Source organism: Kitasatospora sp. MAP12-44, from assembly GCF_029892095.1.
Lineage (GTDB): Bacteria > Actinomycetota > Actinomycetes > Streptomycetales > Streptomycetaceae > Kitasatospora.
The window spans coordinates 620533-646722 of sequence record NZ_JARZAE010000004.1; the positions used below are offsets into that span (position 1 = coordinate 620533).

Here is a 26190-nt window from a genome sequence, read left to right on the forward strand (position 1 = left end):
CTGGATCCTCTCCCACCCGAAGAGACCGCCCCCGAGCCGTCAAAGGCCGAGGCGTGGTTCCCCGTTGCCGCTGCCAGTCGCGCGGCCGGCGCTAGACGAACCGGAGCACTGAACATGTCGGACACCCATTCCGTCACGTGGCCCCTGACGGCTGGACAGTCCGGAATATGGTTCGCCCAGCTTCTGGACCCGTCGAACCCGGCCTACCAGATCGCCGAGTGCCTGGAGATCCACGGCCCGGTCGACGCTGCGCTGTTCGAGACGGCGGTGCGGCAGATGACCGCGGAGGCGCAGATGCTCCGGCTGCGCTTCCCGCGCGGCGGCGGGGAGGTGCGACAGGTCGTCGCCCCGGTCGCGGACTCGCCCGTGCAGGTGCGGGACGTGAGCGCCGAGTCGGACCCCTGGGGTGCGGTGCAGGAGTGGATACGGGCGGAGCTGGCCCGTCCGGTCGACCTGGAGCACGGGCCGACCTGCACCGTCGCGATCTTCCCGGCCGGACCCGAGCGGCTCTTCTGGTACCAGCGCGCGCACCACCTCGCCGGCGACGGCTACAGCGGCTCCCTGCTCGCGAACCGCGTCGCCGAGATCTACACCGCGCTGGTCGAGGGACGGCCGACCGGCGAGCCGTTCGCGCCGTACCGGGAGCTGGTGGAGGAGGACGCGGCCTACCGCGCCTCCGAGAAGTTCGCCGAGGACCGCCGGTACTGGACGGAGCGCTTCGCCGACCGACCGGAGCCGGTCAGCCTCGCCGGCCGCTTCGCACCGGCATCGCACACCACCGTCCGCCACAGCGTCGACCTCCCGCCCCGGACGGCGCAGCGGCTGCGCGCCGCCGCCCGCGGTATGCGGACCAGCCTGCCCGTCCTGGTGATGGCCGCGACCGCCCTCTACACCCACCGCCTGACCGGCACCGAGGACGTCGTCCTGGGCCTGCCGGTGACCGGCCGCACCAACCGCCTGCAGCGCACCACCCCCGGCATGCTCGCCAACGTCCTGCCCATCCGGCTGACGGTGCGCCCGGGCTGCGGGCTCGCCGAGCTCACCCGGCAGGCCGGCACCGCCATGCGCGAGGCGCTGCGCCACCAGCGCTACCGCTACGAGGACCTGCAGCGCGACCTGAACCTCGTCGGGGGCAGCGGCGGCGCCCGGTTGTTCGGGACGACGGTCAACGTGATGGCCTTCGACTACGACCTGCGCTTCGCCGGCCTCCCCAGCACCGCGCACAACTTCTCCAACGGCGCCATCGAGGACGTGTCGTTCGTGCTCTACGACCGGCAGGTCGCCGGAGCGGGCGTGCAGCTGGTGGTGGACGCGAACCCGGCGGTGTACGACGCGGCTGACGCGGTCGAGCACGCCGAGCGGTTCGGCCGGCTGCTGGAGAGCCTGGCGACGTTGGAGGAGCCGGGCCATTCGCTGGCGGGTGTCGACCTGCTGGAGGAGGTGGAGCGTCGGCGGGTGCTGGCGGACTGGAACGACACGGCGGTGGAGGTTGCGGCGGGGACGCTGCCGGAGCTGTTCGAGGCGCGGGTCGCGCGGACGCCGGACGCGGTGGCGGTGGTGTTCGAGGGCGTCGAGGTCAGCTACGGGGAGTTGAACGCGCGGGCAAACCGCTTGGCACGACTGCTGGTTGAGCGGGGGGTGCGGCCGGAGTCGGTGGTACCGGTGGTGATGGAGCGCTCGGTCGAACTGGTGGTGGCGCTCCTGGCGGTGTTGAAGGCGGGCGGCGCTTACCTGCCGGTGGACCCGGACTACCCGGCCGAGCGGATCGCGTACGTGCTCGGCCAGGCAAACGCTCCGGTGGTGGTGACGCGTGAGCTCGTTGCGGAGGCATCGGAGTACCGTGCGGACGATCTGACGGGGCGTGGGCTGCGTCCGGAGCACCCTGCGTATGTGATCTTCACGTCGGGGTCGACGGGGCAGCCGAAGGGTGTCGTGGTTCCGCATGCCGGGATCGTCAACCGCCTGGCGTGGATGCAGGGCGAGTACGGGCTGACGGGCTCGGACCGGGTGCTGCAGAAGACGCCGTTCGGGTTCGACGTGTCGGTGTGGGAGTTCTTCTGGCCCCTGCTGGAGGGCGCCACCCTGGTCGTGGCGCGGCCGGGTGGGCACCGCGAGCCCGGGCATCTGGCCGAGCTGATCCGGCGCGAGCGGGTCACCGTCACGCACTTCGTGCCGTCGATGCTGCAAGCCTTCCTGACCGAAGCTGCGGCCGCGCAGTGCGACGGGCTGCGCGCGGTGATGTGCAGTGGTGAGGCGCTCGCGGCCGAGCTGCGTGACGCCTTCGCGCGCGTGCTGCCTGGCACTCCACTGCACAACCTTTATGGTCCGACCGAAGCCTCTGTCGACGTCACTGCATGGGCGTGCGCCGACGACAACGCCGGCCTGTCCGTGCCGATCGGGCGACCCATCTGGAACACGCGGGTGTATGTGCTGGATGCCGCGCTGCAGCCGGTGCCAGTGGGTGTGGCCGGTGAGTTGTACCTCGCGGGTGTCCAGCTCGCTCGCGGCTACCTGAACCGGTCCGAGCTGACGGCCGAGCGCTTCACCGCCGACCCGCATGGCGCTGCGGGTGAGCGGATGTACCGCACCGGCGACCTCGCCCGCTGGCGCACCGACGGAACCCTCGAATACCTCGGCCGCACCGACGACCAGATCAAACTCCGCGGCTACCGCATCGAACTCGCCGAAATCGAAACCGCGTTGACCTCCCAACCGGGAGTCACCCAAGCGACCGTGATCGTGCGCGAGGACACCCCTGGGGACAAGAGGCTCGTCGGGTACGTGGTGCCCGCGGGCGAGCTCGACACCACCGCTGTACGCGCCCAACTCGCCACCCTGCTCCCCGAGTACATGGTCCCCGCCGCGATCGTCGTGCTGGCCGCGCTGCCGCTCACCGTCAACGGCAAGCTCGACCGACGTGCTCTCCCCGCACCCGACTTCATCGTGTCGACCGGTCGCAACCCGCGCACCCCCCGTGAGGAGATCCTCTGCGAGGTCTTCGCGCAGGTCCTCGGCCTGCCGCGGGTCGGGGCAGACGACGACTTCTTCGCACTTGGCGGACACTCGCTGCTCGCCGTGACGCTGGTGGAGCGGTTGCGCGAGCGCGGCGTGCGGGTGGACGTACGGGCCCTGTTCGCCGCACCCACCGCTGCCGGCCTCGCGCTGGCCTCCGCCACCGGCGAGACGGTGGCGCCGCCCAACCTGATCCCGGCCGGGGCACAGCTGATCACGCCGGACATGCTGCCCCTGGTGGACCTGACGGCCGAACAGATCGACCGGATCGCCTCGGTGTTCCCGGGCGGCGCGGCGAACATCGCGGACATCTACCCGCTCGCGCCGCTGCAGGAGGGCATCCTCTTCCACCACCTGATGGCCGCCGGTGACGGCGAGGACGACATCTACGTCCTGCCGACCGCGCTGACCTTCGACTCGCGCGACCGCCTCGACACGTTCCTCGCCGCCCTGCAGCACGTCGTGGACCGCCACGACGTCCTGCGCACCGCCTTCCTCTGGGAGGGCCTGCCCGAACCCGTCCAGGTCGTGGCCCGCCACGCCGCACTGCCCGTCGACCAGGTCGACCTCGGCACCGCCGCTGGTGTGGATGCGGTGGCGCAGCTCAGCGCCGCGTGCCGTCCGTCCATGGACCTCACCCGCGCGCCGCTGCTGCGAGCGCACATCGCAGCCGAGCCCGGTAGCGAGCGATGGTTGCTGCTGCTCACCCGCCACCACCTGATCACGGACCACACGACCCTGGAGGTGCTCCTCGCGGAGATCCGGGCCGTCCTGGACGACCAGCGGGACAGCCTGCCCGAGCCGCTGCCGTTCCGCGACTTCGTCGCCCAGGCCCGCCTTGGCACCGCCCCCGAGGAGCATCAGCGGTACTTCGCCGACCTGCTGAGCGATGTCAGCGAGCCCACCGCCCCGTTCGGCCTCTTCGACGTGCGCGGGGAGGCCACCGCGCTCGCCGAGGCCACGCTCTCCCTGGAGGCCGGACTCGCCGCCCGGGTGCGCGAGCAGTCGCGCCGGCTGGGCGTGAGCGCGGCCACCGTGTTCCACGTCGCCTGGGCGCGCGTGGTCGCCGCGACCGCCAACCGCGACGACGTCGTCTTCGGCACGGTCCTCTTCGGGCGGATGAACGCCGGCACGGGCGCGGACCGGGTGCCCGGGCTCTTCATCAACACCCTCCCGGTGCGGGTGCCGACCGCCGGTGTGAGCGCGGTCGACGCCGTGCTCGCCATGCGCGGCCAGCTCGCCGACCTCCTCGCCCACGAGCACGCCTCGCTGGCCACCGCGCAGCAGGCCAGCGGCATAGCAGCCGCGGCACCGCTCTTCACCTCGCTGCTCAACTACCGCCACAGCCAGGGCTCCAACCCGACGCTCGCACCTGAGACCGGCCTGCCGGGCGTCGAGATCCTGCACAGCCACGAGCGCACCAACTACCCGCTGGCCATGGCGGTGGACGACATCGGCGCCGGCTTCGTCCTCGCCGCCCAGGCGGCCGCACCCGTCGACGCCGAGCTGCTCTGCGGCCTGACGCGCACCGCCGTCGAGGGCCTGGTCACCGCGTTGGAGACCGCACCCCACAGCCCCCTAGCGGAGGTCGGGGTGCTGGATGAGGTGGAGCGTCGGCGGGTGCTGGAGGGGTGGAACGACACGGCGGTGGAGGTTGCGGCGGGGACGCTGCCGGAGCTGTTCGAGGCGCGGGTCGCGCGGACGCCGGACGCGGTGGCGGTGGTGTTCGAGGGCGTCGAGATCGGCTACCGGGCATTGAACGCGCAGGCAAACCGCTTGGCACGGCTGCTGGTTGAGCGGGGGGTGCGGCCGGAGTCGGTCGTGCCGGTGGTGATGGAGCGGTCGGTCGAACTGGTCGTGGCGCTCCTGGCAGTCCTGAAGGCAGGCGGCGCGTACCTGCCCGTGGACCCGGACTACCCCGACGAGCGCATCGCGTACGTGCTCGGCCAGGCCGACGCTCCGGTGGTGGTGACGCATGAGGTAGTTGACGAAGCGTCAGGTTATGGCGCTGATGACCTCCCCGCGTGCGGGCTGCGTCCGGAGCACCCGGCGTATGTGATCTTCACGTCGGGGTCCACCGGTCGGCCGAAGGGTGTCGTGGTTCCGCATGCCGGGATCGTCAACCGCCTGGCATGGATGCAGGGCGAATACGGGCTGACGGGCTCGGACCGGGTGCTGCAGAAGACACCGTTCGGATTCGACGTCTCGGTGTGGGAGTTCTTCTGGCCCCTGCTGGAGGGCGCCACCCTCGTCGTCGCCCGACCGGGCGGGCACCGCGAACCGGGGTACCTGGCGGAGCTCATCCGGCGCGAGCGGGTCACCGTCACGCACTTCGTGCCGTCGATGCTCCAGGCCTTTCTCACGGAGCCCGCCGCCGCGCGGTGTGACGGGCTGCGCGCGGTCATGTGCAGCGGCGAGGCGCTCCCCGCCGAGCTGCGCGACGCCTTCGCGCGTGCGCTTCCGGGCACTCCACTGCACAACCTTTATGGACCGACCGAAGCCTCTGTCGACGTCACCGCCTGGGCGTGCGCGGACGACAGCGCCAGCCTGTCCGTGCCGATCGGCCGCCCGGTCTGGAACACGCGGGTGTATGTGCTGGATGCCGCGCTGCAACCGGTGCCGGTGGGTGTGGCCGGTGAGTTGTACCTCGCGGGTGTCCAGCTCGCTCGCGGCTACCTGAACCGGTCCGAGCTGACGGCCGAGCGCTTCACTGCCGATCCCCATGGCGCTGCGGGTGAGCGGATGTACCGCACCGGCGACCTCGCGCGCTGGCGCACCGACGGAAACCTCGAATACCTCGGCCGCACCGACGACCAGGTCAAGCTCCGCGGCTTCCGCATCGAACTCGCCGAGATCGAAGCCGCGTTGATCACGCACACGCAGGTGGCACACGCCACCGTCCTGCTGCGCGAAGACGGCCCCGGGGACAAGAGGCTCGTCGGGTACGTGGTGCCCGCGGGCGAGCTCGACACCGCCGCCGTACGCGCCCAACTCGCCACCCTGCTCCCCGAGTACATGGTCCCCGCCGCGATCGTCGTACTGGCCGCGCTCCCGCTCACCGTCAACGGCAAACTCGACCGACGTGCTCTCCCCGCACCCGACTTCATCGCGTCGACCGGTCGCAACCCGCGCACCCCACGCGAGGAGATCCTCTGCGAGATCTTCGCCCAAGTCCTCGGTGCACCAGCTGTCAGCATCGACGACAACTTCTTCGACCTCGGCGGCCACTCCCTCCTCGCCACCCGCCTCACCAGCCGCATCCGCACCACCCTCAACGTCGAACTCCCCATCCGCACCGTCTTCGAGGCCCCCACCGTCGCCGCCCTCGCCCAGCGACTCGACGACACCTGCGCTCGGCGCCCGGCGCTGCTCGCCGCCGCTACGCGACCCGGCCTGCTGCCGGTCTCCTTCGCCCAGCAGCGCCTCTGGTTCCTCAACGAACTGGAAGGTCCGAACGCCACCTACAACCTCCCCATCGCCCTCCAACTCACCGGTGCGGTCGATGCCGACGCACTCCAAGCCGCGCTGCGCGATGTGGTGGGTCGCCACGAAGTACTGCGCACCGTCTTCCCGACCGTTGACGGGCAGCCCCACCAGCACATCCTCGACGTCGACGCCCTGAACTCGCCGCTGACCGTGGTCAAGGCCGACCACCTCGACAAGCTCGCCCTGGCGGAGGCCGTGGCCGAGGCGGCGAGCCGTCCGTTCGACCTGTGCAACGAACTGCCCGTACGGGCCCTCCTGTTCGCACTCGCTCCGACGGAGCACATGCTGCTCCTGGTGGTGCATCACATCGCTGGTGACGGCTGGTCGATGGGTCCGCTGGCACGGGACATCTCCACCGCGTACGCAGCCCGCCTCTCCGGTGACGCCCCGGCCTGGAAGCCGCTGTCCGCGCAGTACGCGGACTACGCACTGTGGCAGCGCGACCTGCTCGGCTCGCAGGACGATCCCGACAGCGTGCTGTCCCGGCAACTCGCCTACTGGCGCACCACGTTGAGCGACCTGCCGGAGGAGCTCGCGCTGCCGACCGTCAAGCCGCGCCCGGCAGTGGCCAGCCACGTCGGCGGAAGCGTCGATATCGCCGTACCCGTCGAGCTCCACCGCCGTCTGACCGAACTCGCCCGCGCCGAGAGCGTGACGGTGTTCATGGTGCTGCAGGCGGCGCTCGCCGTCCTGCTGTCGCGGCTCGGTGCCGGCACCGACATCCCGATCGGCACGCCCATCGCCGGCCGCACCGACGAGGCCGTTGACGACCTGGTCGGCTTCTTCGTCAACACCCTGGTGCTGCGCACCAACCTGTCCGGGGACCCGACGTTCGCGCAGCTGCTGGGCCGCGTCCGCGAGACCGGGCTGGGGGCCTTCGCCCACCAGGAGGTGCCGTTCGAGCGCCTCGTCGAGGAGCTGGCCCCGGCCCGCTCGATGGCCCGCCACCCGCTCTTCCAGGTGATGCTCACCTTCCAGAACACCACCCGGGCGGCCCTCGACCTCCCCGGCCTTGAGACCACCCTCCTCCCCACGGGACAGCTGGCGGCACGGTTCGACCTGGACCTCACCCTGGAGGAGGCCTTCGGCGCCGATGGCACGTCGGACGGGCTGCGCGGAACCCTCACCTTCGCGCGCGACCTCTTCGACACGGCAACGGCTCAGCGGATCGCCGAACGTCTGGTGCGGGTCCTTGAGTCCGTGCTGTCCGCACCGCACCAGCCGGTCAACGGCATCGACGTGCTCGAGAGTCCCGAGCGCCACCGGATCCTGACCGAGTGGAACGACACGGCGGTGGAGGTCACTGCGGGGACGCTGCCGGAGCTGTTCGAGGCGCGGGTCGCGCGGACACCGGACGCGGTGGCGGTGGTGTTCGAGGGCGTCGAGGTCAGCTACGGGGAGTTGAACGCGCGGGCAAACCGCTTGGCACGACTGCTGGTTGAGCGGGGAGTGCGGCCGGAGTCGGTCGTGCCGGTGGTGATGGAGCGCTCGGTCGAACTGGTCGTGGCGCTCCTGGCAGTCCTGAAGGCAGGCGGCGCTTACCTGCCCGTGGACCCGGACTACCCCGCCGAGCGGATCGCGTACGTACTCGGCCAGGCCGACGCGCCGGTGGTGGTGACGCGTGCGCTAGTTGACGAAGCATCAGCTTATGACTCTGATGACCTCCCCGCGTGCGGGCTGCGTCCGGAGCACCCGGCGTATGTGATCTTCACGTCGGGGTCGACCGGTCGGCCGAAGGGTGTCGCGGTTCCGCATGCCGGGATCGTCAACCGCCTGGCGTGGATGCAGGGCCAGTACGAGCTGACGGGCTCGGACCGGGTGCTGCAAAAGACACCCTTCGGGTTCGACGTGTCGGTGTGGGAGTTCTTCTGGCCCCTGCTCGAAGGCGCCACCCTCGTCGTCGCCCGACCGGGCGGGCACCGCGAACCGGGGTATCTGGCGGAACTGATCCGGCGTGAGCGGGTCACCGTCACGCACTTCGTGCCGTCGATGCTCCAGGCCTTTCTCACGGAGCCCGCTGCCGCGCACTGCGACGGGCTGCGGGCGGTGATGTGCAGCGGCGAGGCACTCCCCGCCGAGCTGCGCGACGCCTTCGCGCGCGTGCTTCCGGGCACGCCACTGCACAACCTTTATGGACCGACCGAAGCCTCCGTCGACGTCACCGCCTGGGCGTGCGCCGACGACACCGCCGGCCTGTCCGTGCCGATCGGGCGACCCATCTGGAACACGCGGGTGTACGTGCTGGACGCCGCCCTGCAACCGGTACCCGTCGGTGTGGCCGGCGAGTTGTACCTCGCGGGCATCCAGCTGGCCCGGGGCTACCTGAACCGACCCGACCTCACCGCCGAGCGCTTCACCGCCGACCCCCACGGCCAGGCCGGTGAGCGCATGTACCGCACCGGCGACCTCGCCCGCTGGCGCACCGACGGAACCCTCGAATACCTCGGCCGCACCGACGACCAGATCAAACTCCGCGGCTTCCGCATCGAACTCGCCGAAATCAAAGCCGCATTGACCTCACAACCGGGAGTCACCCAAGCGACCGTGATCGTGCGCGAGGACACCCCCGGGGACAAGAGGCTCGTCGGGTACGCGGTGCCCGCAGGCGAGCTCGACACCACCGCTGTACGCACCCAACTCGCCACCCTGCTCCCCGAGTACATGGTCCCCGCCGCGATCGTCGTGCTGGACACGCTGCCGCTCACCGTCAACGGCAAACTCGACCGACGTGCTCTCCCCGCACCCGACCTCACCACCACCATCGCCTACCGCGCCCCCTCCTCGCCTCACGAGCAGGTGCTCTGCGAGGTCTTCGCGCAGGTTCTCGGCCTGCCCCGAATCGGGATCGACGACAACTTCTTCGACCTCGGCGGCCACTCCCTCCTCGCCACCCGCCTCACCAGCCGCATCCGCACCACCTTCAACGTCGAACTCCCCATCCGCACGGTCTTCGAAGCCCCCACCCCCGCCAGCCTCGCCCAGCGACTCGACGGCGCAAACCGCAGCCGCCCGGCACTCCTGGCAAGCGGCACCCGGCCGGAGCTGCTCCCCGTCTCCTTCGCCCAGCAGCGCCTCTGGTTCCTCAACGAACTGGAAGGACCGAACGCCACCTACAACATCCCCATCGCCCTCCAACTCACCGGTGCGATCGACGCTGCCGCGCTCGAAGCCGCGCTGCGCGATGTGGTGGGTCGCCACGAGGTGCTGCGTACCGTATTCCCCGCCGTCGACGGCCAGCCTCACCAGCACGTCCTCGACTCCGAGGGTGTGAACTCGCCGCTGACCGTGGCCGAGTTCGAGGAAGAGGCAGTCTCCCGGGCTGCGGCGCACACCTTCGACCCGGCCTCCGAACTCCCTCTGCGGGCCTGGCTGTTCTTGCAGGGACCGGACGAGCACGTGTTGCTGGTCGTCCTGCATCACATCGCCGGTGACGGCTGGTCCACGGTCCCGCTGGCCCGCGACATCTCCACCGCCTACACGGCCCGTCTGACCGGCGTGGCGCCGCGGTGGGAGCCGCTGCCGGTGCAGTACGCGGACTACGCGCTCTGGCAGCGCGAGCTGCTCGGCTCGCCGGAGAACCCGGACAGTGTGCTGTCGCAGCAACTCGCCTACTGGCGCGCCACCCTGGCCGAGCTGCCGGAAGAACTCACCCTCCCGACCGACCGACCGCGCCCGGCAGTCGCCGGCCACCAGGGCGGCTCGATCGAGCTGGCGATTCCCGCCGAGCTGCACCAGCGCCTCCAGGAGCTCGCCCGAGCCGAAGGCGTCACCGTGTTCATGGTGCTGCAGGCGGCACTCGCCGCCCTGCTCTCGCGCCTCGGCGCCGGCACCGACATCCCCATCGGCACACCCATCGCCGGACGCACCGACGAAGCCCTCGACGACCTGGTCGGCTTCTTCGTCAACACCCTCGTCCTACGCACCGACCTCACCGGCAACCCCACCTTCACCCAACTCCTCCACCGCGTCCGCGAAGCCGGCCTCGGCGCCTTCGCCCACCAGGACATCCCCTTCGAACGCCTCGTCGAAGAACTCGCCCCCACACGCTCCATGGCCCGCCACCCGCTATTCCAGGTCATGCTCACCCTCCAGAACACCACCCACGCAGCCCTCCACCTCCCCGGCATCAACTCAACCGTCATACCCGCCGGACACCCCACCGCCAAGTTCGACCTCGCCCTCACCCTCCACCACAACCCCGACACCAACGACCTCAACGGCACCCTCACCTACGCAACCGACCTCTTCGACACAACGACCGCTCAGCAGATCGCCCAACGCCTCCTCCGCCTCCTCCACGCCACCGCAACCACACCCCAGCAGCCCCTCAGCCACATCGACATCCTCGACACCCCCGAACGCCACCAGATCCTGACCGAGTGGAACGACACGGCGGTGGACGTCGCTGCGGGGACGCTTCCGGAGCTGTTCGAGGCGCGGGTCGCGCGGACGCCGGACGCGGTGGCGGTGGTGTTCGAGGGCGTCGAGGTCGGCTACGGGGAGTTGAACGCGCGGGCAAACCGCTTGGCACGACTGCTGGTTGAGCGGGGGGTGCGGCCGGAGTCGGTGGTGCCGGTGGTGATGGAGCGCTCGGTCGAACTGGTCGTGGCGCTCCTCTCGGTGTTGAAGGCGGGCGGCGCTTACTTGCCGGTGGACCCGGACTACCCCGACGAGCGGATCGCGTATGTGCTCGACCAGGCAAACGCTCCGGTGGTGGTGACGCGTGAGCTCGTTGACGAAGCGTCATGTTATGGCGCTGATGACCTCCCCTCGTGCGGGCTGCGTCCGGAGCACCCGGCGTATGTGATCTTCACGTCGGGGTCGACCGGTCGGCCGAAGGGTGTCGTGGTTCCGCATGCCGGGATCGTCAACCGCCTGGCGTGGATGCAGGGCGAATACGGGCTGACGGGCTCGGACCGGGTGCTGCAGAAGACGCCGTTCGGGTTCGACGTGTCGGTGTGGGAGTTCTTCTGGCCCCTGCTCGAAGGCGCCACCCTGATCGTGGCGCGGCCGGGCGGGCACCGCGAACCGGGATATCTGGCCGAGCTCATCCGGCGTGAGCGGGTCACGGTTACGCACTTCGTGCCGTCGATGCTGCAGGCCTTCCTCACGGAGCCCACCGCCGCGCAGTGCGACGGGCTGCGCGCGGTGATGTGCAGCGGCGAGGCACTCGCGGCCGAGCTGCGCGACGCCTTCGCGCGTGCGCTTCCTGGCACTCCACTGCACAACCTCTACGGACCCACCGAAGCCTCCGTCGACGTCACCGCCTGGGCCTGCGCCGACGACAGCGCCGGCCTGTCCGTGCCGATCGGGCGACCCATCTGGAACACCCGCGTCTACGTGCTCGACCGCTCTCTTCAGCCCGTACCCGCCGGCGTGGCCGGCGAGTTGTACCTCGCGGGCATCCAGCTCGCCCGCGGCTACCTGAACCGGTCCGAGCTGACGGCCGAGCGCTTCACCGCCGACCCCCACGGCCAGGCCGGTGAGCGGATGTACCGCACCGGCGACCTCGCGCGCTGGCGCACCGACGGAAACCTCGAATACCTCGGCCGCACCGACGACCAGGTCAAGCTCCGCGGCTTCCGCATCGAACTCGCCGAGATCGAAGCCGCGTTGATCACGCACACGCAGGTGGCACACGCCACCGTCCTGCTGCGCGAAGACAGTCCCGGGGACAAGAGGCTCGTCGGGTACGCGGTGCCCGCAGGCGAGCTCGACGTCGCGGCCGTACGCGCCCACCTCGCTACCCTGCTCCCCGACTACATGGTCCCCACCGCGATCGTCGTCCTCGACGCCCTGCCGCTCACCGTCAACGGCAAACTCGACCGACGTGCTCTCCCCGCACCCGACCTCACCACGCCGACCGGTCGCGAGCCGCGCACCCCACGCGAAGAGATCCTCTGCGAGATCTTCGCCCAAGTCCTCGCAACACCAGCGGTCGGCATCGACGACAACTTCTTCGACCTCGGCGGCCACTCCCTCCTCGCCACCCGCCTCACCAGCCGCATCCGCACCGCCCTCAACGTCGAACTCCCCATCCGCACCGTCTTCGAGGCCCCCACCGTCGCCGCCCTCGCCCAGCGACTCGACGGCGCAGACCGCAGCCGCCCGGCACTCCTGGCCAACGGCGCCCGGCCGGAGCTGCTCCCCGTCTCCTTCGCCCAGCAGCGCCTCTGGTTCCTCAACGAACTGGAAGGACCGAACGCCACCTACAACATCCCCATCGCCCTCCAACTCACCGGTCCGCTGAACGTCGACGCTCTACGCCACGCGCTGCGTGACGTCGCCCGCCAGCACGAGGTGCTGCGCACCGTCTTCCCCGTCGTCGACGGCCAGCCCCACCAACGCATCCTCGACTCCGAGGCGATCGACTCGTGCCTGACAGTGGCCGAGTTCGACGAGCAGGCGGTCTCCCGAGCTGCGGGGCACACCTTCGACCTCACAAGCGAACTTCCTTTCCACGCATGGCTGTTCACACAGAGTGCCGACCGGCACCAACACGTACTGCTGGTCGTCCTGCATCACATCGCAGGTGACGGCTGGTCCACGGTCCCGCTGGCCCACGACATCTCCACCGCCTACACCGCCCGCCTCACCGGCGACACCCCGCAGTGGGAGCCCCTGCCGGTCCAGTACGCGGACTACGCACTCTGGCAGAGCAAGCTGCTCGGCTCTCCCGAAGACCCGACGAGCGTGCTCGCACAGCAACTCGCCTACTGGCGCGCCACCCTGGCCGCGCTCCCCGAAGAGCTCACCCTCCCGACCGACCACCCCCGCCCCGCAACCACCAGCCACCGCGGCGGCAACGTCGAGCTCACCATCCCCCGCGAACTCCACACCCAGCTCACCGCGTTGGCGCAGGCCGAGGGCGTCACCCTCTTCATGGTCCTGCAGGCGGCACTCGCCGTCCTGCTCTCCCGCCTCGGCGCCGGCACCGACATCCCCATCGGCACCCCCATCGCCGGACGCACCGACGAAGCCCTCGACCACCTGGTCGGCTTCTTCGTCAACACCCTCGTCCTACGCACCGACCTCACCGGCAACCCCACCTTCACCCAGCTCCTCCACCGCGTCCGCGAGACCGGCCTCAGCGCCTTCGCCCACCAGGACATCCCGTTCGAGCGCCTGGTCGAGGAACTCGCCCCCACCCGCTCCATGGCCCGCCACCCGCTCTTCCAGGTCATGCTCACCCTCCAGAACACCACCCACGCGGCCCTCGACCTCCCCGGCATCAACTCAACCGTCATACCCGCCGGACACCCCACCGCCAAGTTCGACCTCGCCCTCACCCTCCACCACAACCCCGACACCAACGACCTCAACGGCACCCTCACCTACGCAACCGACCTCTTCGACACAGCGACCGCTCAGCAGATCGTCGAGCGCTTGCTGCGGGTCCTAGAGTCCGTGCTGTCCGCACCGCACCAGCCCCTCAGCCACGTCGACATCCTCGACACCCCCGAACGCCACCAGATCCTGACCGAGTGGAACGACACCACCCGCGAGATCCCCACCGGCACCCTGCCCGAGCTGTTCGCAGCCCAGGTCGCCCGGACTCCGGATGCGATCGCCGTGGTGGCCGACGGCGTCGAGCTGACCTATGCGGAACTGGATGCCCGGGCCAACGGGCTCGCTCGGCGCCTGGTTGCCCACGGAGTCTGCGCCGAGCGGGGCGTGGCCGTGCTGATGGAGCGCTCGGCCGAGCTGGTGGTCGCACTCCTCGCAGTGGTGAAGGCGGGCGGGTTCTACGTCCCACTGGATGCGCGCTACCCTCTCGCACACCGCGAGTCGATCACCGCGGAGACCGGTGTCGAGGTGGTCCTCGCCGATGCCGAACAGCTGGATCAGGCATCGGAGTTGGGCCTCACGGTCCTCACGCTCGACGACCTCGAACGCTGCGATGTCGTCGCCGCCCTCGATGTCCCCTGCGACACAGCCCAGTTGGCGTACGTGATGTACACCTCCGGCTCGACCGGCCGCCCCAAGGGCGTCGCGGTCGCCCACCGGGACGTGATCGCCCTGGCGATGGACCACCGGTTCGCGACTCAGAGCCTGGAACGGGTGCTGATGCACTCGCCGCACTCCTTCGACGCCTCGACCTTTGAGTTGTGGACACCACTCTTGACGGGCCGTCAGATCATCATCGCGCCCGCCGGCGAGCTGACGGCGGCTTCGCTGGCCCGGGTGGTCTCCGGGCGCCGGGTGACCTGGCTCTTCCTGACCATCGGCCTGTTCACTCTCTTCGCAGAGGAGGACGCCGAATGCTTCCGCGGTCTGCACCAGGTGTGGACCGGTGGTGACGTCGTCTCCCCCGCCTCGGTGGCGCGGGTCCTGGCGGCCTGTCCGGGCACGGCCGTGACGAACGTCTACGGCCCGACCGAGACCACCACCTTCGCCACCGCCCACCCGGTGGCGGATACCCGGCAGGCGCTGCCGATCGGTCACCCGCTGGACAACATGCGCGCCTACATCCTCGACGCCCATCTCAACCCCGTCCCCACCGGCACCACTGGCGAGCTCTACCTCGCCGGCGCCGGGCTGGCGCGCGGCTACTTCTCCCGCCCCGCACTCACCGCCGAACGCTTCGTCGCAGCGCCGTTCGACGTTCCTGGGTCCCGGATGTACCGCACCGGCGACCTGGCCCGGTGGAACCGCAACGGTGAGATCGAGTACGCCGGCCGCGCCGACCAGCAGGTGAAACTGCGCGGCTTCCGCATCGAACTCGCCGAAGTGGAATCGGCGTTGACCACTCACCCCAGCGTCGCCCAAGCTGCCGCTATCGTCCGCGAGGACACCCCCGGCGACAAGCGCCTCGTCGCCTACCTCGTCCCCGCAGGCGCGCTCGACACCAGCGCCCTGCGCGCCCACCTCGCTGCGACACTGCCCGAATACGCGGTCCCCTCCGCGATCGTCCCACTCGACTCGCTCCCGCTGACCGTCAACGGCAAGCTCGACCGCCGCGCGCTGCCCGCACCCGACCTCAGCCCGACTGCTGGCCGCGACCCGCGCACCCCGCGCGAGGAGATCCTCTGCGAGCTGTTCGCCCAGGTTCTCGCCCTGCCCAGGGTCGGCATCGACGACAGCTTCTTCGACCTCGGCGGCCACTCCCTGCTCGCCACCCGCCTGATCAGCCGCATCCGCACGACGCTGGACGTCGAACTGCCGATCCGCGCACTCTTCGAGGCGCCGACCGTCGCCGAACTGGCCAACCGCCTGGACGGCGCGGACCAGGGCCGACCGGCACTCGTGGCGGGCCCGCGCCCGGACGTCCTGCCGGTCTCCTTCGCCCAGCAACGCCTCTGGTTCCTCGGCGAGTTGGAGGGACCGAGCGCCACCTACAACATCCCGCTGGGGCTGCGCCTCTCCGGCGCCCTGGACGCGAACGTCCTGCACCAGGCCCTGCACGACGTGATGGCTCGACACGAGGTGCTGCGCACGGTCTTCCCGGCCACCGACGGCCGGCCGCGCCAGCAGGTGCTGCCGACCAACGCCCTGGGCTCGCTGCTGACCGTGGTCAAGACGGACGGACTCGACGAGCGGGCCATCGCCCGGAGCGCCGCCCACACCTTCGACTTGCGGACCGAAGTCCCGTTGCACGCCTGGCTATTCGAGCTCGGCGGCGAGGAGCATGTCCTCCTGCTGGTGGTGCATCACATCGCGGGTGACGGCTGGTCCATGGGCCCGCTGGCCCGCGACATCTCCACCGCCTACACGGCCCGCCTGGCCGGCCTGGCGCCACAGTGGGAGCAGTTGCCGGTGCAGTACGCGGACTACGCGCTCTGGCAGCGCGAGCTGCTCGGCTCGCCGGAGAACCCGACGAGCGTGCTCGCGCAGCAACTCGCCTACTGGCGCGCCACCCTGGCCGAGCTGCCGGAAGAACTCACCCTCCCGACCGACCGGCCGCGCCCGGTGGTCGCCGGCCACCAGGGCGGGACAGTCGAGCTCGCGGTGCCCGCCGAGCTGCACCAGCGCCTCCAGCAGCTCGCCCGAGCCGAAGGCGTGACCGTGTTCATGGTGCTGCAGGCCGCACTCGCCGTCCTGCTCTCCCGCCTCGGCGCCGGCACCGACATCCCCATCGGCACCCCCGTCGCCGGACGCACCGACGAAGCCCTCGACGACCTGGTCGGCTTCTTCGTCAACACCCTCGTCCTACGCACCGACCTCACCGGCGACCCCACCTTCACCCAACTGCTCCACCGCGTCCGCGAGACCGGCCTCGGCGCCTTCGCCCACCAGGACATCCCCTTCGAACGCCTCGTCGAAGAACTCGCCCCCACCCGCTCCATGGCCCGCCACCCGCTCTTCCAGATCATGCTCTCGCTGCAGAACAACGCCCAGGCGGTTGTCGACCTGCCGGGCCTTAACACCGCGCCCCTGCCGGCCGGTCCGGCGGCGGCCAGGTTCGACCTGGGCTTTACCCTGAGTGAGATCTTCGATCTGGACGGCGCGCCAACCGGGTTGAGCGGCGTGCTGACGTTCGCCGCCGACCTGTTCGACCCCGCGACGGCCGAGCGGCTCGCCCACCGCTTCGTGCGGGTGCTGCACGCGGTGGTGGCCGAGCCGCAGCGACCGGTCACGCACGTCGAGGTCCTGGACGGCGCCGAGCGGCACCGCATCCTGACCGAGTGGAACGACACCGCCCACCACGTCCCAGCGACCACCCTGCCCGCACTCTTCGAGGCGCAGGTGGCTCGCACGCCCGACGCGGTCGCCGTCGTCCACGACAACACCACCCTCAGCTACGCCGAGCTGAACACCCGCGCCAACCGCCTGGCCCACCTGCTCACCGAGCACGGAGTCGGCCCCGAGTCCCTGGTCGCCGTCCTCCTGGAGCGTTCCGCCGACCTGGTGGTCGCCCTGCTCGCCGTCCTCAAGGCCGGCGGCGCCTACGTGCCGATCGACCCAGACTACCCGGCCGACCGCATCACCTACATGCTCAACGACTCCCACCCCGCCCTCCTCCTCACCACCCACGCCCGGCAGGCAACCACGCAGCCGCCGACCGGGCTCCTGCTCATCGACCAAACCCCCACCACCGCCTACAGCAGCGAGAACCCCACCCCCACGGCCACCCCGCAGCACCCCGCCTACGTCATCTACACCTCCGGCTCCACCGGCCGTCCCAAGGGCGTCGTCCTCCCCCACGCCGGGCTCGTCAACTACCTCACCCGCGCCGCGAAGGCCTACCCCGAGCTCGGCGGCAGCACCCTGCTGCACGCCTCCATCTCCTTCGACGCCGGCGTCACCGCCCTCTACGGCGCACTCACCACCGGCGGCCAAGTACGCGTCGCCCCACTCGACGAACACCTGCCCCAGGCCCTCACCGGACAGCCGCTGACCTTCCTCAAAACAACACCCAGCGGCCTGGCCTACCTCGACGCCCTCACCGACGCCCACGTCCCCACCGGCCGACTCATGGTCGGCGGCGAAGCCGCACAACCCGCACAACTCGCACAGTGGCGACGACGCCACCCCCACGTCGCCATCGTCAACCACTACGGACCCACCGAAGCCACCGTCGGCTGCACCGACTACCCCCTCGGCACCGACCAAGAACCCACCAACACCGTCCCCATCGGCAAACCGATGTGGAACACCCGCGCCTACGTCCTGGACAGCACGCTGCAACCGGTGCCGGCAGGGACGGCCGGCGAGCTCTACATCGCCGGCACCCAGCTCGCCCGCGGCTACCTCCACCGCCCCGCCCTCACCGCCGAACGCTTCATCGCCGACCCCCACGGCCAGGCCGGCACCCGCATGTACCGCACCGGCGACCTCGCCCGCTGGCGCACCAACGGCAACCTCGAATACCTCGGCCGCACCGACGACCAGATCAAACTCCGCGGCTACCGCATCGAACTCGCCGAAATCGAAGCCGCGTTGATCACACAGCCGGGCATCGCCCAAGCAAGCGTGATCATGCGCGAGGACACCCCCGGCAACAAAACCCTCGTCGGCTACATCGTCCCGGCGGCCGACCTGGACGCCACCGCCGTCCGCGCCCACCTCGCCACCACGCTCCCCGACTACATGATCCCCGCCGCGATCATCACCCTCGACGCACTCCCCCTCACCGTCAACGGCAAACTCGACCGCCACGCCCTCCCCGCACCCGACCTCACCACCACCACCGCCTACCGCGCCCCCTCCACACCCCACGAGCAGACACTCTGCGACACCTTCGCCGACGTCCTCGCAGTCCCCCAAGTCGGCCTGGACGACGACTTCTTCGAACTCGGCGGCCACTCCCTCCTCGCCGTCACCCTCGTCGAACGCCTGCGCAACCGCGACATCCACATCAACATCCGCACCCTCTTCACCTCACCCACCGTCGCCGGCCTGACCACCGCCACCGCCCCAACCGGCGTCGTGGTACCGCCCAACCTCATCCCCACCGACACCCACACGATCACCCCCGACATGCTCCCCCTGGCGAAGCTGACCACCGACGAACTCGACCGCATCGTCTCCACCTTCCCCGGCGGCGCCGCCAACATCGCCGACATCTACCCCCTCGCCCCCCTCCAGGAAGGCATCTTCTTCCACCACCTCCTGGCCACCGGCGAGGGCGGCGACGACACCTACGTCATGCCGACCATGCTCACCTTCGACTCACGCAAGCGCCTGGACACCTTCCTCGACGCCCTCCAGCACGTGATCGACCGCCACGACATCCTGCGCACCGCCGTCCTCTGGCAGGGCCTCGCCGAGCCCGTCCAGGTCGTCGCCCGCCAGGCCGCCCTCCCCGTCCAGGAACACCAACTCCACAGCACCCAGGACCCAGCAGCCGAACTCGCCGCCGCCTGCCCGGCCTCCATGGACCTGACCCAGGCACCCCTCCTGCGCGCCCACATAGCCGCCGAACCCACCACCGGACCAGCAGGCGAACGCTGGCTCCTCCAGCTCCAGCGCCACCACCTGGTCACCGACCACACCGCGCTGGACGTCCTGCTGGCCGAGATCCGGGCGATCCTGGCCGGCGAACAGGACCGGCTCCCCACCCCCCTGCCGTTCCGCGACTTCGTCGCCCAGGCACTCCTCGGCGTCTCCCGCGAGGAGCATGAGCGCTTCTTCGCCGACCTGCTCGGCGACGTCACCGAACCCACCGCCCCCTTCGGCCTGCTGGACGTCCGCGGCGACGGCAGCCGGGTGACCGAGGCCGAGCTCCCGCTGAGTCCCGGACTCGCCGCCCGGATACGGGAACAGGCCCGTGCGCTGGGCGTGAGCCCGGCCACCCTCTTCCACGTCGCCTGGGCCCGCGTCGTCGCCGTCACCTCGAACCGTGCCGATGTCGTCTTCGGCACCCTGCTCTTCGGCCGGATGAACGCCGGCAGCGGCGCCGACCGGGTGCCGGGCCTGTTCATCAACACGCTCCCCGTACGCCTCCCGACCGCGGGCGTCAGCGCCGCAGCTGCGGTGCTCACCATGCGCGGCCGGCTCGCCGACCTACTCGTCCACGAGCACGCCCCGCTCGCACTCGCCCAGAAGGCCAGTGGGATCGGTGGCTCGGCGCCGCTCTTCACCGCGCTGCTCAACTACCGCCACAGCCACGAGGACGACGACGCCGAGGACGCCGGCCTGGTGGGCGTCGAGGCCGAACACGGGCAGGACCGCACCAACTACCCGCTCACCATGGCGATCGACGACCTCGGCGCCGACTTCAGGATCTCCGTCCAGGCGATCACCCCACTTGACCCCGAGCTCGTCTGCTCCCTGGCCCACACCGCCCTCCAGGGCCTGGTCACCGCCCTGGAGAGCACACCCGACACCCCACTCCAGCAGATCGACGTCCTTACCGAGGCCCAGCGGCACACGCTCCTGAGGACGTGGAACAGCACCGACGCCGACATCCCGGCCGTCAGCCTGACCGAGTTGTTCGAGACGCAGGCGGTGCGGACACCGCAGGCAGTGGCCTTGGTGCAGAACGAAGTCGGGCTCAGCTACACCGAGTTGAACGCCCGCGCCAACCGCCTGGCCCGCCTGCTCGCGCAGCGCGGGGTGGGACCGGAGACGCTGGTGCCCGTGCTGATGGAGCGCTCGGCGGACCTGGTGGTCACGTTGCTGGCCGTGCTCAAGGCCGGTGGTGCGTACGTGCCGATCGACGCGCGGGCGCCCGAGTCACGGATGGGCGTCGTGTACCAGGACGCGGGCGCCGGGCTGCTGCTGGTGGACGAGGTCACGCGTGAGCACGGGTTCGTGCGCGGTGTCGAGGCGGCGGGAGCCGACGTCCTGGTGGTCGACGCGGCCACCGGGACCGGTGGCGCGGAGAACCTGGCAGTGCGGAACCTGCCCGACCAGCCGGCGTACGTGATGTACACCTCCGGCTCCACCGGAGTGCCGAAGGGCATCGCCAACACCCACCGCGGCGTGGTCGAGTTGGTCTCGGACCGGTGCTGGCAGGAGACGGTGCCGCAGCGCGTGCTCTTCCAGTCCCCGCACGCCTTTGACGCCTCCACCTACGAGTTGTGGGTCCCGCTGACGGCGGGTGGCACGGTGGTGGTGGCCCCGGAGGGCCGGCTCGACGCCGCGGCGATCCGCTCGCTGACAGCACGCCATCGGCTGACGCAGCTGCACCTGACGGCGGGGCTCTTCCGGGTGCTCGCGGAGGACGACCCGTCCGCGTTCGCCGGAGTCCACGAGGTGGGCACCGGTGGCGACATCGTCCCGGCGACGGCGGTGCGGCGGGTGCTGGACGCCTGCCCCGGCATCGTGGTCCGCAATACCTACGGACCGACCGAGACCACGCTCTGCGCGACCCAGGTCCCGGTGGTCAGCAGCGAGTCGGTGCCACCGGTGCTGCCGATCGGGCGGCCGATGGACAACACCCGCGCCTACGTGCTGGACGCCGCGCTGCACCCAGTGCCGGTGGGTACGGCCGGCGAGTTGTACCTGGCCGGGACCGGACTGGCGCGCGGCTACCTGAACCGTCCCGACCTCACCGCGCAGCGCTTTGTGGCCGACCCGTTCGCCCCGGCCGGTGCCCGCATGTACCGCACCGGGGACCTGGTGCGGTGGACGCCGGACGGGCAGCTGGAGTTCCTCGGACGGGCTGACGACCAGGTGAAGATCCGCGGCTTCCGGATCGAACTCGGCGAGGTAGAAGCGGTGTTGAGTGCCCACCCGGCGCTCAACGACGCGGCGGTGATCGTCCGCGAGGACCGTCCCGGCGACAAGCGCCTGGTCGCCTACGCCGTCCTCGCCGACCAGTCCTCCCAGCCCGATCAGGCGGTCACCGTCGACGACCTGCGCCAGTACCTGGCCGGCTCGCTGCCCGACTACATGGTCCCGTCGGCGGCCGTCCTGCTGCGGGCGCTTCCGCTGACCTCCAACGGGAAGCTGGACCGCAAGGCCCTGCCCGCCCCCGACCTCAACTCAACGGTTGCTCACCGAGCTCCGGCCACTCCCCGCGAACAGCAGCTGTGCGAGGCCTTCGCGCAGGTCCTGGGCGTGCCCGAGGTCGGGATGGACGACAACTTCTTCGAGCTGGGCGGGCACTCCCTGCTGGCCACCCGGCTGGTCAGCAGGATCCGCACGGTACTCAACGTCGAACTGCCGCTCCAGGCCCTCTTCGAGGCACCGACGGTCGCCGGTGTGGCCGAGCGACTCGATGCACTCAACAAGCTGAACAAGAAAGCACGGCCCGCCTTCCGGCCGATGCGCGGGCACAAGGAGTCCTCATGATCCCCGTTTCATTCGCACAGCAGCGACTCTGGTTCCTGGCGGAGTTGGAGGGGCCGAACGCCACCTACAACATCCCGCTCTGCCTCCGGCTGACCGGCAGGCTGGACGCCCAGGTGCTGGACGCCGCACTGCGCGACGTGGTGGGGCGGCACGAGGTGCTGCGCACGGTCTTCCCGGCGGTCGACGGGCAACCGTGGCAGGACATCAGGCCGGCGGACTCGGTCGGCCGGCTGCTGACCGCGGTCAACGCGTCCGCCTTCGACGAGGCGGCGCTCACCGCGGCGGTGGCCGGGGCCTCGCGCTGCGTCTTCAACCTGTCGGACGAACTGCCGCTTCGGGCCTGGCTGTTCTCGCGGAGCACCGACGAGCACGTGCTGCTGCTGGTGGTGCACCACATCGCCGGAGACGGCTGGTCGATGGGCCCGCTGGCCCAGGACGTCTCCGTCGCCTACCAGGCCCGGCTGTCCGATCGCGCACCCGAGTGGGAGGAACTGCCGGGCCAGTACGCGGACTACGCACTCTGGCAGCGCGAGCTGCTGGGCGAGGAGGACGACCCGGAGAGCCTGCTCTGCGAGCAACTGGCCTTCTGGCGCGCCACGCTGGCCGAGCTGCCGGAGGAGCTGGCGCTGCCGGCCGTGCGGCAGCGCCCGGCGGTGGCCGGCCACCGGGGCGGCACGGTCGAGTTCGCCGTCCCCGCCGAACTGCACGGCAGGATAGTCGAGTTGGCACGCACCAAGGGAGCCACGGTGTTCATGGTGCTGCAGTCGGCGCTCGCCGTGCTGCTGTCGCGCCTGGGAGCCGGTACGGACATCCCGATCGGCACGGCGGTCGCCGGGCGGATGGACGACGGGCTCAACGAGTTGATCGGGTTCTTCGTCAACACGCTGGTGCTGCGCACCGACCTGTCCGGCGACCCGTCCTTCAACGAGCTGCTGGGCCGAGTCCGGAAGGCCGGTCTCGGGGCGTTCGCCCACCAGGACGTCCCCTTCGAGCGCCTGGTCGAAGAACTCGCCCCCACCCGCTCGATGGCCCGCCACCCGCTCTTCCAGGTCATGCTCTCCCTGCAGAACAACGCCCGGCCGACGCTGGACCTGCCAGGCCTGACGGCCGAGCCGCTGACCGCGGGGCAGGCCCCCGCCAAATTCGACCTGGCCTTCACCTTCCACGAGGAGTCCGGCGCGGACGGGGTACCGGCCGGGCTGCACGGGAGCGTGACGTTCGCGCTCGACCTCTTCGACCTGGAGATGGCCGAGCAGCTGGGCGTGCGCTTCGTCCGGGTGCTGCGGGCCGCGCTGGAGCAGCCGGACCGGCCGGTCTCGTCCGTCGAGGTGCTCGACGAGGTGGAGCGGCGGCGGATCCTGACCGAGTGGAACGACACCGCGGTCGCGTCGGTCACGGGCACGCTGCCCGAGCTGTTCGCCGCGCAGGTCGGGCGGACACCGGAGGCGGTGGCGCTCGTCTGCGGCGAATCCTCCCTGACCTACGCGCAGTTGGACGCACGGGCCAACGGCCTCGCCCGACGCCTGATCGCCGAAGGCACGGTCGCCGAGAGCGCGGTCGCCGTCCTGATGGAACGCTCCGCCGACCTGGTCATCGCCCTCCTCGCGATCATCAAGGCCGGCGGCTGCTACATCCCCCTCGACACGCGCTACCCCCTCGGCCACCGCCAGGCCATCGTCACCGAGACCGGCGCCAAACTCATCCTCACCGACACCACCACACAGACCGAGGCCACAGAACTGGGCCTCACCACCCTCACCGTCGGCCACGACGAACACGCCGACACCCCCGACATCCCCTGCCACGCAGCCCAGTTGGCGTACGTGATGTACACCTCCGGCTCCACCGGCCGCCCCAAGGGCGTCGCCGTCACCCACCACGACATCACCGCCCTCGCCACCGACCGCCGATTCACCGGCCCAGCCATGGACCGCGTCCTCCTGCACTCCCCGCACTCCTTCGACGCCAGCACCCTCGAACTCTGGACACCCCTCCTCACCGGCCGCCAACTCGTCATCGCCCCCGCCGGCGACATCACCCCCACCACACTGCGCCACCTCATCACCGAGCACCACGTCACCGCCCTCTGGCTCACCGCCGGCCTCTTCGCCCTCATCACCGAAGAGGACCCCGAATGCCTGCACGGCCTGCGCGAAGTCTGGACCGGCGGCGACACCGTCTCCCCCACCGCCGTCGCCCACCTCCACGCCACCTGCCCCGACCTCACCATCGTCAACGGCTACGGACCCACCGAAACCACCACCTTCGCCACCACCCACACCGCCACCCGCCAACCCGGACCCCTCCCCATCGGCCGCCCCCTCGACAACATGCACGCCTACATCCTCGACACGAGCCTGCGCCCGGTCCCCGTGGGCAGCATCGGCGAGCTCTACCTCACCGGAGCAGGCCTCGCCCGCGGCTACTACGACCGCCCGGCCCTCACCGCCGAACGCTTCACCGCCTGCCCCTTCGACGCACCCGGAACCCGGATGTACCGCACCGGCGACCTCGCCCGCTGGAACCACCACGGCGAGATCGAGTACGCCGGCCGCGCCGACCAGCAGGTCAAACTCCGCGGCTTCCGCATCGAACTCACCGAGATCGAAGCCGCGTTGACCGCACACCCCAGCGTCGCCCAAGCCGCCGCCATCGTCCGCGAGGACACCCCCGGCGACAAGAGCCTCATCGCCTACCTCGTCCCCGCAGACGCGCTCGACACCAGCGCCCTGCGCGCCCACCTCGCTGCGACACTGCCCGAATACGCGGTCCCCTCCGCGATCGTCCCACTCGACTCGCTTCCGCTGACCGTCAACGGCAAGCTCGACCGCCGCGCGCTGCCTGCACCCGACCTCAGCACGACAACCGGCCGCGACCCGCGCACCCCGCGCGAGGAGATCCTCTGCGAGCTGTTCGCGCAGGTGCTGGGCCTGCCGCAGGTCAGCGTGGACGACAGCTTCTTCGACCTCGGCGGCCACTCGCTGCTCGCCACCCGTCTGATCAGCCGCATCCGCACGACGCTGGACGTCGAACTGCCGATCCGCGCACTCTTCGAGGCACCGACCGTCGCCGAACTGGCCAACCGCCTGGACGGCGCGGACCAGGGCCGACCGGCACTCGTGGCGGGCCCGCGCCCGGACGTCCTGCCGGTCTCCTTCGCCCAGCAACGCCTCTGGTTCCTCGGCGAGTTGGAGGGGCCGAGCGCCACCTACAACATCCCGCTCTGCCTGCGGCTGACCGGCCCGCTGGAGTCAGCGGCGCTTGAGGCCGCCCTGTGCGACGTGGTGGGCCGGCACGAGGTGCTGCGGACGACCGTCGCCACCGTCGACGGACAGCCCTGCCAGCGCGTCCGTGGGGCCGACGCGACCGGTCCACTGCTGACAGTGGCCGCGTTCGACGAGCGGGCGGTGGCTCGGGCAGCCGGACAGGCATTCCAGCTGAGCACCGAACTGCCCCTGCGGGCCTGGCTGTTCACACAGAGCGCGGAGGAGCACGTCCTCCTGGTGGTGGTGCATCACATCGCGGGTGACGGCTGGTCCATGGGCCCGCTGGCCCGCGACATCTCCACTGCCTACACCGCCCGCCTGACGGGCCTGGCGCCGCAGTGGGAGCCGCTGCCGGTGCAGTACGCGGACTACGCGCTCTGGCAGCGCGAGCTGCTCGGCTCGCCGGAGAACCCGGACAGTGTGCTGTCGCAGCAACTCGCCTACTGGCGCGCCACCCTGGCCGAGCTGCCGGAAGAACTCACCCTCCCGACCGACCGACCGCGACCGGCAGTCGCCGGCCACCAGGGCGGGACAGTCGAGCTCGCGGTGCCCGCCGAGCTGCACCAGCGCCTCCAGCAGCTCGCCCGAGCCGAAGGCGTGACCGTGTTCATGGTGCTGCAGGCGGCACTCGCCGCCCTGCTCTCCCGCCTCGGCGCCGGCACCGACATCCCCATCGGCACCCCCGTCGCCGGACGCACCGACGAAGCCCTCGACGACCTGGTCGGCTTCTTCGTCAACACCCTCG

The 26190-nt window shown here is 70.7% G+C and carries 2 protein-coding genes (1 of these 2 only partly in view); both read left to right on the forward strand.

Going from position 1 to position 26190, the window contains the following annotated elements:
* Entirely contained in the window at positions 1-22179 is a 22179-nt protein-coding gene (locus P3T34_RS03875) for a non-ribosomal peptide synthase/polyketide synthase (protein WP_280671808.1), read from the forward strand.
* Positions 22176-26190, forward strand: partial view of a non-ribosomal peptide synthetase gene (locus P3T34_RS03880; protein WP_280664550.1) — the start only. The gene runs 9458 nt beyond the window's last position; the window shows 4015 of its 13473 coding nt (coding positions 1-4015); it begins with the start codon at positions 22176-22178; its stop codon lies beyond the right edge, outside the window. Before P3T34_RS03875 ends, P3T34_RS03880 begins: the two co-directional genes overlap by 4 nt.